An 11,893-nucleotide genomic window follows, 5' to 3' on the forward strand; every position below is an offset into this window, starting at 1 on the left:
AAATATTTCGTCATTTAACGTTTCTGCATTTATCATCTCCATTTATTGTGGATAACTGCTCTCATATTTCAAATTTGAGTTTCGCAATTACCTATATCTCCAAAATCATTCTCCCACCCTTGTGCAAGCACAGGTGGGATCAGCCCTTTTGACACTGTAATCATCTTATCAATAATACGATATATTGTCATGTATTTCTTGTATAATATCCTGCAAAAATTGCACTATTTCTACTTTTAGATAAATAAACTGTAAAAATTGCCAATCGTATTTCTGTTTCCTGCGCTTTCAGCTCCATCAGGCGTGGGCAAAAAATTTGCATACCTGTCAAAGTTCTTTCTTCATTCGCAGTGTTGCATTGTTAAATTTGTTCAGTATGCGCTGGTTTAGCTTCAATGTTTTTGGTTGTTTTTTCTAAAAATATGTATGCTTTTCATTGACGTTCTCGGCATTTTATGTTAGCATGAGGGTAATTAAAGACATCGGATGACGAAACTGGGAGAGACACAGAAATGTGCGCCGAAGGGGCTGAAGAACTCTCAGGCAAACGGACCAGTTTCTGACGAACCTCTGGAAAGCAACAGCAAAGTTGCACCGAAGAAGCAACCGATCACAAGTTTCGGGTAATCTTTCAGGTTAAGATGACAGAGCGCAGAACAAGTATCTATTTGTTCTGTGCTTTTTTGTTTGTCATTCTGATGTGAGATAAGGAGGAATCACCTATGGAAAAAACAACACCGCTCTATTCCACCCATCAGGCACACGGAGGCAAGATCGTTCCCTTTGCCGGATATCTTCTTCCTGTCCAGTACCAGACTGGTGTGATCGCAGAGCATATGGCAGTTCGGGAATCCTGTGGTCTCTTTGATGTATCCCATATGGGAGAAATTCTTTGCGAAGGTCCCGGGGCACTAAAGCTGCTGAATCATCTGCTGACCAACGATTTCACAAATATGTACGACGGCCAGGCAAGATACAGTCTCATGTGCTATGAAAACGGCTGCTGCGTAGATGATCTGATCGTTTATAAGGTCCGGGATGAGCGTTATTTTATCGTAGTGAACGCTGCCAACAAAGATAAGGACTTTACATGGATGAAAGCTCATGAGCAGGATGTTGAAGGAGCCACATTCACAGACATTTCCCACTCTGTTGCCCAGATCGCTGTACAAGGTCCAAAAGCCCATGAGATCCTGGCAAAGCTTCTTCCGGAAGACGAATTTCCGGTAAAATACTATAGTGCCTGCTTTGACCGTACCATCGGCGGTATGCACTGCATAGTCTCCAAGACCGGTTATACCGGTTCCGCAGGATACGAGCTTTATCTTGATGCTGAGAATGCTGCAGCCATGTGGGAGCTTCTGCTGGAAACAGGAAAAGAAGAAGGTCTGACCTGCTGCGGACTTGGAGCCCGGGACACACTGCGTCTGGAAGCCGGAATGCCTTTATATGGACATGAAATGAATGAGACCATCACTCCTCTGGAAAGCGGCCTTGGCTTCTGTGTAAAGTTTTCCAAAGAAGAGTTTATCGGCAAAGAAGCCCTGGAGGCAAGCGAGCCTGCACGAACACGCATAGGACTGAAAATTACCGGCCGCGGCATTGTCAGAGAACACATGCCTGTCTTCTCCGATGATATAAAGGTTGGCATGACCACTTCCGGCACCCATGCCCCCTATCTTGGATATCCTATTGCCATGGCGCTGGTAGACAAGGCATACGCAGCTGTGGGAACCAAGCTTACCGCCGATGTACGCGGCAGAAAAGTTGAGATGGAAGTTGTCTCTCTTCCATTCTATTCAAAAACAAAAAAATAAATTTCATATAATAATAAAATTACGGAGGATTTCTATTATGAACTGTCCAGAAACATTACGTTATTCCAAATCACATGAATGGGTTAAAAAAGAAGGCGATATCACTTTGATCGGTCTTACTGACTTTGCACAGAGCGAGCTTGGTGATCTGGTATTTGTCAATCTGCCGGAGATCGATGATACCGTTACTGCCGGAGAAGCTTTAGGTGATGTAGAGTCTGTCAAAGCTGTATCCGATATTTTCTCCCCGGTATCCGGAACTGTCTGCGAAATCAATGAAGAGCTTCTGGATCACCCGGAACTGATCAACGAAGCGCCTTATGATGCATGGCTCATCAAGGTAAAAGATATCACTGATGAAGAAGAGCTGATCAGTGCTGCTGAGTATGAAGCTCACTGTCAGTCAGAAAGTAACGGCTGATCAGCCGGAATTTATCTACAGGAGGTAACTGTCATGGGTTCTTACATACCTAGCACCAGAGAAGAACGACTGGATATGCTGCACTCCATCGGGATGCATTCTTTCGACGAACTGTATGCGGATATTCCTGAGTCTCTTCGTTTAAAAGACGGACTGTCTTTACCGGTCGGCCTGTCTGAAATGGAAGTAGCCAGGAAAATGGAGGAAATCTCAGAGAAAAACACACGTTTTTCTCATATTTTCCGAGGCGCCGGATCCTATCAGCACTATATTCCGGCCATCGTGAAACAAGTCACTTCAAAAGAAGAATTTGTCACTGCATATACCCCTTATCAGGCAGAGATCAGCCAGGGATTGCTGCAGTCGATTTTTGAATATCAGACCATGATCTGTGAACTAACAGGAATGGATGTTTCCAATGCATCTGTTTATGACGGTGCAACCGCTGCCGCAGAGGCTGCCGCCATGTGTCGTGACCGAAAACGAGGAACTGTCTGTGTCAGTGCTTCCGTGGATCCCAAAACCTTATCTGTGATCCGTACCTACTGCTTTGGTTCCGGAGCCCCCCTTGTGATCCTTCCCGAGAAAGATGGTCTTACAGATTTGGAAAGCTGGAACGCTATGGATACTTTCTCCATCGCCTGTCTGATCATTCAGACCCCAAACTATCATGGATTGATCGAAGATGGAGCTGCCATTGCGAATGCTGTACACACTTCCGGTGCCAAACTGATCGCCAGCTGCAACCCCATTGCCCTTGGTCTTCTTGAAACTCCGGGAGAATTTGGTGCCGATGTAGCTGTAGGTGAAGGCCAGCCATTGGGACTTCCGATAGGATTTGGTGGACCTTATCTTGGATTCATGGCTTCTACCAAAGACATGATGAGAAAGCTTCCTGGCCGGATCGTAGGTCAGACCACCGATGTGGATGGCAAACGGGCTTATGTCCTTACTCTTCAGGCACGTGAGCAGCACATCCGCCGAGAGAAAGCAAGCTCCAATATCTGTTCCAACGAAGCACTTTGTGCTATGACCGCCGCAGTCTATCTGTCGGCTATGGGTAGTGCCGGACTTGAAAAAGTGGCTGTTTCCTGTATGGCCAATGCCCGCTATCTGCTGGATGAATTGACTGCCCTGGGATTTACCAGGAAATATACCGGTGAATTTTTTCATGAATTTGTAACCACCTGTCCCTGTGATGCAGCTGTTCTCTCTGAAAAGCTGGCTGCACACGGATATTTATCAGGACTTGTGACCGGACAGTCTGAAATGCTCTGGTGCACCACTGAAATGAATACAAAATCTGAGATCGATAGTCTTATTGCTGTGATAAAGGAGGTGCTTGCATGAAACTTATATTTGAAATGGGGGCACCCGGAAGAGGCTGCGACCTGATCCCACCCTGCACAACCCCTGAAGTAACTATCAAAGTACCAATGCGTAAAAAAGCACTGCATCTCCCGGAGGTATCTGAGACAGAACTCAGCCGTCACTATACGGATCTGGCAAAACAGACACATGGAGTTAATGATGGTTTTTATCCTCTTGGCTCCTGTACCATGAAGTACAATCCGAAGATCAACGATGCTGCCTCTCTTCTCCCTGGATTTACCAACATTCATCCTTTGCAGGATACCAAGGATGTGCAGGGATGTCTGGAAGTACTCTCTTCCATTGAAGAAGCATTATGTGAGATCACCGGAATGCAGGCATGTACTCTTCAGCCTGCAGCAGGTGCTCACGGTGAATTTACCGGTCTCCTTCTGATCAAAGCATGGCATGAAAGCCGTGGTGACAGCAAACGTACAAAGATCATTGTTCCGGATTCTGCCCATGGCACCAATCCTGCCAGTGCAGCTATGGCTGACTTCGATGTGATCAATATCCCGTCCGATGAGCATGGGTGTGTAGATTTGGAAGCATTAAAAGCCGCTGTAGGTGATGACACTGCCGGCCTGATGCTCACGAATCCAAATACAGTTGGTCTGTTTGATCCAAATATTGCAGAGATCACCCGGATCGTTCATGATGCCGGCGGATTATGCTATTACGATGGAGCAAACTTAAATGCAGTTATGGGCATTACCCGTCCTGGCGACATGGGCTTTGATGTAATGCATCTGAATCTGCATAAAACATTTTCCACCCCTCACGGTGGAGGCGGGCCTGGAAGCGGACCAGTTGCCTGCAAAGATTTTCTGACGCCATTCCTTCCTGGACTTCGCATTGACAAACAGACAGACGGTACTTTCACAGCCAAGACTGCTGCCCATGCCATTGGAAATGTACGCAGCTTCTCTTCCAATTTCCTGGTTGTGGTCCGTGCTTTCTGCTATATCCTGACTCTTGGCCGTGAAGGTATTCCGGAAGCAGCCACTACTGCAGTGCTGAATGCCAACTATATGATGCACAAGCTGACCGGCCACTACAGGATGGCATACGATCACACCTGCATGCATGAGTTTGTCATGACATTGGAACAGGAAAAGCATGAGCGGAATGTTTCAGCCCTTGATATTGCCAAGGCATTGCTGGATCACGGTATCCATCCGCCCACTATGTACTTCCCGCTGATCGTCCATGAAGCGTTGATGATCGAGCCTACTGAGACAGAAAGCCGTGAAACATTGGATGAAGCAGTACAGATCTTCCTGGATGTACTAACAGAGTCCCAGGCCCATCCGGAAAAAATGCATGAATATCCATTTGAAACACCTGTCCGCAGGTTGGACGAAGTCGGTGCAGCCCGAAAACCTGTGGTACGTTATATCAGCTGGGAGATGACTCCCACCTCTATAGGGTGAGAAACAAGCTAGTATCAGTGGTGGGAGTCAATCCCCCAGCTGATATAGCCTCCGGCAGGATTGCAGAGGTGCGCAGTAGAAGTATGTCATGCAATTGCATGACGCGCACCTCGCAGCAAGAATGCCGAGGCATTCTTGAATTATAATCCCGAATAATATCGAACTAATCTCTAGCAGGAGGAATCCACGATGATACAGACTCTGACCACATACGAAAGCATGACTACCGATCCTTATACAAATCTTGCAGTGGAAGAATATCTGACCTTTCACGCAGAACCGGGAGAATGCATTTTATACTTATGGCAAAATGCACATACGGTTGTGATCGGGCGAAATCAGAATTGCTGGAAGGAGTGCCGTGTATCAGAACTGGAAGCAGACGGCGGCCATCTGGTCCGCCGCCTCTCCGGCGGGGGAGCGGTCTACCATGATCTGGGAAATCTGAATTTTACTTTCTGTATGCGCAAAGAAGATGCAGATGTAGACCGTCAGCTTCAGGTGATCATAGAAGCGGTTGCTTCCTTTGGACTGACTGCTGAGAAGACCGGTCGAAATGATGTGGCCATCAACGGACAGAAGTTTTCCGGAAATGCATTTTTTGACTCCAAGGGATGTTATTACCATCATGGGACACTGCTGCTGAATGTAGATACAGCTTCCATGTCCCGTTTTTTGAATCCTTCCAAAGCAAAATTGCAGTCAAAAGGTGTAAGCTCCGTCCGCTCCAGAGTAGTAAATCTGTCTTCCCTTTGTCCTCACATCACCGTGGACACCATGAAACAGGCTATGTTTACCGCATTTTCCAAAGTATATGGATTACCTGCTGTACCTTTGTGTGCAGATCGGCTGGAGCAGACTGCCATTTGCAAAGGCAGAGAGCGTTTCTCCTCGGATCGCTGGAAATACGGACCAAAGATTCCGTTCACTAATCGGCTGGAACAACGTTTTTCATGGGGTGAGGTTAATCTTGATCTTCATGTAAACGAAGGAATGATCACCGAAGCACTGCTTTCTTCTGATTCCATGGAGGCAGACTGGTTTTCTGATATCGGTACGGAATTTCAGGGTCTCCCTTATCGTACTGATGTACTTTGCAAAGCATTAGACCGATCTCTGGAACAACATATGGTTCCTGAAAATGTCCGTTCTGACTTAAGTCGGATGGTACAAGAACAAATCTAATGAAAAGGAGAGAATTTATCCATGGCAGAAATGACAACAACCATCTATGACCTGACTGTCATCGGTGCCGGCCCAGGCGGATATGAAGCAGCTCTGGAAGCAGCAAAGCTTGGGCTTCGCACTGCTCTGATTGAAAAGGATTCTCTGGGAGGAACCTGCCTGAACCGGGGATGTATCCCTACCAAAACACTGCTCCATTCTTCAGAACTCTATAAGGAAATCTGTAATGCAGAACGTTTTGGTGTCTCTGCAGAGCATGTCCAGGCCGATCTTAACAAGATTCAACAACATAAACAGACAACGATCACCACTTTACAAAAAGGGATTTCAGCTCTTTTAAAAGCAGCAAAAGTTACTATGTATCAAGGCCTGGGAACAGTTATCCATACCGGCACTGCTGCATCTGGCACTGAAGGGATCAAGCAGGTACAGATCACATCCGATGGGGCTGATCCTGTTATCATTGAGACGCGGCAGATTCTGTTAGCCTCCGGCAGTATTCCTTCTGTTCCACCGATTCCCGGACATGATCTGCCTGGTGTAATGACCAGTGATGAGCTGCTCTCCTGGAATCAGGAACCATTTTCTTCTCTGCTGATCATTGGTGGCGGTGTGATCGGTGTAGAATTTGCCGGAATCTGGCAGGCACTTGGAACCAAAGTCACGATCCTGGAAGCACTTCCTTCTTTGATTGCCAACATGGACAAGGAGCTAGGGCAGAGTCTGAAGCAATCCCTGAAGAAAAAAGGTGCAGATATCCATACCGGAGCCAAAGTACAGTCTCTGGAATCTACGGATGAGGGCCTCTTATGCACTTACACGGAAAAAGATACGGTCTGCACTTGCACTGCACAGGCGGTTTTGATCGCTACCGGCCGAAAGCCTTATACAGATGGGCTATTTGCTGATGGTCTTGCTCCTTCCATGGAACGTGGCCGTATCCTGACAGACGAACATTTTCAGACCAGCCTTCCCGGTATTTATGCCATCGGCGATGTAAATGGAAAACTGCAGCTGGCACATGCTGCCACTGCACAAGGAGTTCATGCTGTCCATCAGATTGCAGCAGCATTATCAAATGATACATCCAGCAGTGCTGTCTCACATATAAGTATCCCTGTCCTTGATCTTGTTCCCTCCTGTATCTATGCTACTCCGGAAATTGCTTCCATAGGTCTCACACTGGACCAGGCAAAAGAACAGGGACTTGCCGCCAAAAGTCATAAAATTTTAAGCTCTGCCAATGGAAAATCCGTATTATCCCTGCAGGAACGTGGGTTTATGAAGGTGGTCTATCTGGAAGAAACTCATGTGATCATCGGTGCACAGCTTCTTTGCGCCAGAGCCACTGATATGATCAGTGAATTTGCTGTTGCCATTGCCCAAAAGCTCACTCTGGAAGAAATGGCTTCTGTGATCCGTCCCCATCCTTCTTTCAGCGAAATGATCACCCAGGTCACCACCTTATAATGAAATCTCCAAACAAAAACTATGATTAAATTTTTTGTAACGTTTTCTCCTGCTTGTGACTTAATTATATAGAAAGACATCAGATAAAATAATTATACCGCAAGCAGGAGGAGCCTTATGAAACGATATTTAGGAATATTCATTCTGACAGTTATTGTTGGTTTATCCGGTTGTACATCTGAAACAGTTCAAACTCTTAAACGCTATGCGGAATTGATACCAGCGCCATACAGAGAAGTATTTCATCTATTCAGGTCATCTTCAATCTTAGCAAATTCTGCTTGTGCTTCTGCACGGTGTTTTGCCCCTTCTTCATGAATCTTAACCACTTCATGAATGGAAGTAATGATATCAGCATTTACCTTGCGAAGAGTCTCTACATCAACATTAGCTCTTTCTGATGCCAATGCAGCATTAAGAGCTTTTGCTGTATGTTCAATGCCCAATGCCAGTATCATCTGATTTCTCCAAAGCGGAATGGTATTAATAATGTCAGAACGAAGCCTGGCTACTACTTGCTGATCAGCATTCTGAAGTATTCTGATCTGTGGTGCCATCTGAATAGATATAAGTCTGGTTGTTTCCAGATCAAAAACTCTCTTTTCAAAACGTTGACATGCGTCCTCATAGTCTTTACAAAGCTGAATATCCAACTGATCCTGTGTTAATTCTGCTTTGTTTCTAAGTTCAGCCAGTTTTGTATTTCTTGCAATTTCAAGGGCTTTCTTCCCTGCAAGAATATACATTGTCAGTTCTTTATAGCATTCCAAATTCAGATCATACATCTGCTCAAACACATAAATATCTTTTGTCAAAGTTTGCTGATGTCTCTTCAGATCTTTTTCAATCTTTTTAATAATCGTCTCAGCACTTTCATAATTTGCGATCACATATGCAGCTTTCTGTTTTCCCTTCCTAAAAAGACCAAGTAATCCTTTTTTCTGTGGTACAGCCGTACTGTTAATTGCCACTTGAAGTTCACGTAAGCAGTCACCCACTTCACCGAATTCTTTTGTCTTTACAGTTCCCATCATTGACGAAGAAAAAGCCGAAATGCCCTTCTGTGCTGCAGTGCCATAAGAATTGACCATTTTAATATTCAAAATATCAATCTTTTTGGCAAATGCATCCACCCGTTGCTTTTCTTCGTCTGACAATATAGATTCATCAACAGCTCTTGCCTTCTGCCCCATCGCAGCCGTTATTTCTCTTGTATCACTCATGTTTTTCCCTCCGGATAAAGTCCGCAAATCATAAAAACATTCTCGCATTTGCATTTTTTGTATGATTGCTGTTATGATCTACAGGTGTGCCTCTTGAAGTATTTATAATAAACGCGGATGGTTTCCACATGCCAACATCTTCATCTGTACCTGCATTGCAGAACTCAGATTCAATATCATCATATACTGTAACATCAGAAGATAAAATGAAAAATCCAGCTTTCCATCAAAATTCATTTTCTTTGCATTCAATACCACACATTTATCATTCATGGTATAATTTTTCCTTGTAAATTACTTTAAGTTATTGAGATGGCACCTCTTTATCAGTTGGCCATGATTTCCTGAGAGCCACATAGGATATTAAAAAATTGGCAAGCCAGCCAGCTGGTACAGCAAGCCAGACAAATGCAATGCCAAAACGCGGCGCAAAAATCAACGCAACAGACAGACGAATCGCCAGGTTCACCATGTTTGCAATGAGGAACGGCCGCATAATTCCCAGCCCCCGAAGAACTCCATCAGTTGCCATTTTGATTCCCATAAAGATGAAGAAATAGCCAAGCCATCTCATATAATCCTCGGATACCTGATAGGCTAGGACTGTTCCGTCTTTACCAAGAAACAACGATGAAATTTGCGTGTGCAGCGTTTCAATGACAATAAAAGCAATGGCTGCAAAGCACACATCCAGCACCAATGCAGCTTGATAGCCTTTTTTGATACGCTGGGGTTTGTTTGCGCCCAGGTTCTGGGAAACATATGGCGAAACTGCATTTCCGATGGAAACAAAAATCAGTGAAAAAACATTCTCTACCCGCATCGTTGCCGCATACCCAGCAAGTGCCTGCGTTCCGAAAGGATTTACAACTGCCTGCACGATCATCATACCAATAGACACTGTAGACTGCTGAAGAACCGAAGGTACAGCAATTTGAAACATGGAATGTAACTCCTGCCGGTCAAACCAGTCAAAGTGACTTTTATATCGCCTCATCCGATGTAAAAAAATCAGAAGCGAAAACACGGCAGAAATGCCTTGCGCAATCAAGGTTGCAAGCGCCGCACCAAACACACCCAGACCAAGACCGGCCACCATCCAAAGATCCATAAAGATGTTTAAGAGTGACGAGAATATCAGGAGTCCCAGTGGAATTTTTGATTCGCCTATGGAAGTGAACATCGTTGAAAGGATGTTGTACATAAACAAAAATAGAAAACCTACAAAATAGACCCGCAAATACAGCACTGCATCATCCATTATATCGACAGGGGTTTGTAACGCACTCATCATCCAGTGAGAAAAGCAAAAACCAAAAACACCAAGAACGATACTCAGAATTAAAAAGCTAAGTAAGGACGTTGATACAATAGTTTTCATTTTTCCATACTCCCTGGCACCGAAATAACGGCTCACCAGCACACCGGCACCCACACCGGCACCCAGTGCCACACAAATGAAAACATTGGTCAGCGCTGCACAAGCACCCACAGCTGCAAGAGCGGAGGAGCCCACAAACTGACCGACGATAATAGAGTCAGCCATATTATATATTTGCTGAAAAAAGCTGCCGAGAATCATCGGCATTGCAAAAACCGTCAGTGCTTTAAGGGGCGCATCTGTGATTAAATACTCATCTTTTGACATTATCATATTCCTCCACAGGTTTCATAATTCCACGTGTTCTTCTCTTCATCTAAATCAAATTGCATATTCAGAATGTAAGTTTTAAATTACGTTGCGTAATAATTATATGCAGTTACAGCAATTTAGTCAAGCTACTGTTTACTTTTGGTAATATGAATGATATGATATTTTAGAAATGCTATATTATTTTACAGGAGGAACACTTATGTACCTGGACGGTTTAGATGCACTGGATCAGAAGATTATCCAGCTGCTTATAGAAAATGCACGTATCTCTTACTCTGATATCGGTGAAAAAACTGGCATTTCCAGAGTAGCAGTAAAGGCCCGAATTCAGGCTCTGGAGAAAAAAGGCGTGATTGAAGAATATACAACAATAATAAACCCTCAAAAAATCAATGGTGCTGTATCATGCTATTTTGAAATTGAAACAAAGCCAGGCCACCTGCCGCAGGTAACAGATATATTATATAAAAATGATACAGTCACACAGATTTACCGTGTCACCGGAAGAGACAAGCTGCATGTACATGCTGTCGCTTCATCAAGTGATGAGATGGAACGCTTCCTGCTCAATGTTATTGATACACTGCCCGGCGTTATCAGCTGCAGCTGCAATACAATCTTATCACGTATTAAAGATATTAAAGGATTACGGCTATAGAAATCAGATTGCTCGGATTACACTGGCTGCTATAGGCATCTGTTTCCTCCGAATTCAGACTCCAGTTGATTCTTCATAAATAGACTTTCCATCCATTGCTGCACATACCATACAGACTGCACTCTGGCGATCTCTTTATGAAAGTATCTTTCCAGAGAAAGATTTTTTCTTTTTACATATGGTCTTTTTCAGTTATTTTGCGAATAACCCGGCATGGATTTCCAGCTGCCAGACTATAGGGAGGAATATCTCTTGTCACAACACTTCCTGCGCCTATTACACAGCCCTCTCCTATACTAACGCCACCACAAACAACCACATTGGATGCCAGCCAGCAATTATCTTTTATAGTTATTGGCTTCGCATATTCAAGATTATAAAAACTTCCATCTTCTCTTTTCCTGATATTACGTTCTTCAGGTAATAATGGATGCATAGGAGTTGCCAATGTAACGTTAGGACCGATCATCACATTATCTCCTATATGTATTTCACATACGTCTAAGCATGTAAAATTAAAATTAACAGAACTGAATTTTCCAAAGAAAGTATTACATCCATAATCAAAATTGCAAATTCTGCTCGAACGGTACGCCTATTCTGAAATCAGCGGTACATTCATTCTGATTTAGCGGTACGCGTTTTCTGCTCAAAACGGTAC

At 44.3% G+C, this 11,893-nt stretch carries 10 protein-coding genes, 1 pseudogene and 1 riboswitch; of the genes and pseudogenes, 7 read left to right on the top strand and 4 right to left on the bottom strand.

Annotation, left to right across the window (positions count from 1 at the left end):
* Positions 1-486 precede the first annotated feature (486 nt).
* Positions 487-565, top strand: a riboswitch (glycine riboswitch).
* Positions 566-722: 157 nt separating this feature from the next.
* From gcvT to lpdA, 6 genes are all read left to right on the top strand, one after another.
* Positions 723-1,817 (top strand): glycine cleavage system aminomethyltransferase GcvT, encoded by a 1,095-nt coding sequence (gcvT, locus tag OCV61_RS17690; protein WP_158422859.1) that lies wholly within the window; start codon positions 723-725, stop codon positions 1,815-1,817.
* Between the two features lie 37 nt (positions 1,818-1,854).
* Entirely contained in the window at positions 1,855-2,238 is a 384-nt protein-coding gene (gene gcvH, locus OCV61_RS17695; protein WP_158422860.1) for a glycine cleavage system protein GcvH, read from the top strand.
* Between the two features lie 33 nt (positions 2,239-2,271).
* On the top strand, positions 2,272-3,588 hold the full coding sequence (gene gcvPA, locus OCV61_RS17700; protein ID WP_158422861.1) for an aminomethyl-transferring glycine dehydrogenase subunit GcvPA: 1,317 nt from the start codon (positions 2,272-2,274) through the stop codon (positions 3,586-3,588).
* Positions 3,585-5,042 carry an aminomethyl-transferring glycine dehydrogenase subunit GcvPB gene (gene gcvPB / locus OCV61_RS17705; RefSeq protein ID WP_158422862.1) on the top strand — a complete coding sequence of 486 codons (1,458 nt, stop codon included), beginning with the start codon at positions 3,585-3,587 and terminating at the stop codon, positions 5,040-5,042. Before gcvPA ends, gcvPB begins: the two co-directional genes overlap by 4 nt.
* 189 nt (positions 5,043-5,231) lie before the next feature.
* Positions 5,232-6,227 (top strand): lipoate--protein ligase, encoded by a 996-nt coding sequence (locus OCV61_RS17710; protein WP_158422864.1) that lies wholly within the window; start codon positions 5,232-5,234, stop codon positions 6,225-6,227.
* 21 nt (positions 6,228-6,248) lie between these two features.
* Positions 6,249-7,697 (top strand): dihydrolipoyl dehydrogenase, encoded by a 1,449-nt coding sequence (lpdA, locus tag OCV61_RS17715; RefSeq protein ID WP_158422865.1) that lies wholly within the window; start codon positions 6,249-6,251, stop codon positions 7,695-7,697.
* Positions 7,698-7,939: 242 nt separating this feature from the next.
* Here lpdA and OCV61_RS17720 read toward each other — a convergent pair whose 3' ends face one another.
* From OCV61_RS17720 to OCV61_RS17730, 3 genes are all read right to left on the bottom strand, one after another.
* Positions 7,940-8,920: a toxic anion resistance protein gene (locus OCV61_RS17720; RefSeq protein WP_262583375.1), complete on the bottom strand. Its 981-nt coding sequence runs from the start codon at positions 8,918-8,920 to the stop codon at positions 7,940-7,942.
* 102 nt (positions 8,921-9,022) lie between these two features.
* Positions 9,023-9,193 carry a hypothetical protein gene (locus tag OCV61_RS17725; protein ID WP_173728970.1) on the bottom strand — a complete coding sequence of 57 codons (171 nt, stop codon included), beginning with the start codon at positions 9,191-9,193 and terminating at the stop codon, positions 9,023-9,025.
* A gap of 31 nt (positions 9,194-9,224) precedes the next feature.
* Positions 9,225-10,568 carry an MATE family efflux transporter gene (locus tag OCV61_RS17730; RefSeq protein WP_262583378.1) on the bottom strand — a complete coding sequence of 448 codons (1,344 nt, stop codon included), beginning with the start codon at positions 10,566-10,568 and terminating at the stop codon, positions 9,225-9,227.
* A gap of 205 nt (positions 10,569-10,773) precedes the next feature.
* Here OCV61_RS17730 and OCV61_RS17735 point away from each other — a divergent pair, with 205 nt between their 5' ends.
* The gene (locus OCV61_RS17735; protein WP_158422868.1) at positions 10,774-11,232 is read left to right on the top strand and encodes an Lrp/AsnC family transcriptional regulator; all 459 of its coding nucleotides are present in this window, start codon (positions 10,774-10,776) and stop codon (positions 11,230-11,232) included.
* A 172-nt stretch (positions 11,233-11,404) separates the two neighbouring features.
* Here OCV61_RS17735 and OCV61_RS17740 read toward each other — a convergent pair.
* A pseudogene (locus OCV61_RS17740) lies at positions 11,405-11,800 on the bottom strand (sugar O-acetyltransferase); the annotation flags it as partial.
* Positions 11,801-11,893: the final 93 nt, after the last annotated feature.

This window comes from Blautia ammoniilytica (assembly GCF_025566965.1).
In the GTDB taxonomy this organism is placed as follows: Bacteria; Bacillota; Clostridia; order Lachnospirales; family Lachnospiraceae; genus Blautia_A; species Blautia_A ammoniilytica.

What these genes read in the sequence shown, in the direction of transcription:
- OCV61_RS17710 (WP_158422864.1), top strand. Translation starts at nt 5,232, where the DNA reads ATGATACAGACTCTGACCACATACGAAAGCATGACTACCGATCCTTAT.
- gcvPB (WP_158422862.1), top strand. Translation starts at nt 3,585, where the DNA reads ATGAAACTTATATTTGAAATGGGGGCACCCGGAAGAGGCTGCGACCTG.
- gcvT (WP_158422859.1), top strand. Translation starts at nt 723, where the DNA reads ATGGAAAAAACAACACCGCTCTATTCCACCCATCAGGCACACGGAGGC.
- OCV61_RS17720 (WP_262583375.1), bottom strand. Translation starts at nt 8,920, where the DNA reads ATGAGTGATACAAGAGAAATAACGGCTGCGATGGGGCAGAAGGCAAGA.
- OCV61_RS17725 (WP_173728970.1), bottom strand. Translation starts at nt 9,193, where the DNA reads ATGAATGATAAATGTGTGGTATTGAATGCAAAGAAAATGAATTTTGAT.
- gcvPA (WP_158422861.1), top strand. Translation starts at nt 2,272, where the DNA reads ATGGGTTCTTACATACCTAGCACCAGAGAAGAACGACTGGATATGCTG.
- lpdA (WP_158422865.1), top strand. Translation starts at nt 6,249, where the DNA reads ATGGCAGAAATGACAACAACCATCTATGACCTGACTGTCATCGGTGCC.
- OCV61_RS17730 (WP_262583378.1), bottom strand. Translation starts at nt 10,568, where the DNA reads ATGTCAAAAGATGAGTATTTAATCACAGATGCGCCCCTTAAAGCACTG.
- gcvH (WP_158422860.1), top strand. Translation starts at nt 1,855, where the DNA reads ATGAACTGTCCAGAAACATTACGTTATTCCAAATCACATGAATGGGTT.
- OCV61_RS17735 (WP_158422868.1), top strand. Translation starts at nt 10,774, where the DNA reads ATGTACCTGGACGGTTTAGATGCACTGGATCAGAAGATTATCCAGCTG.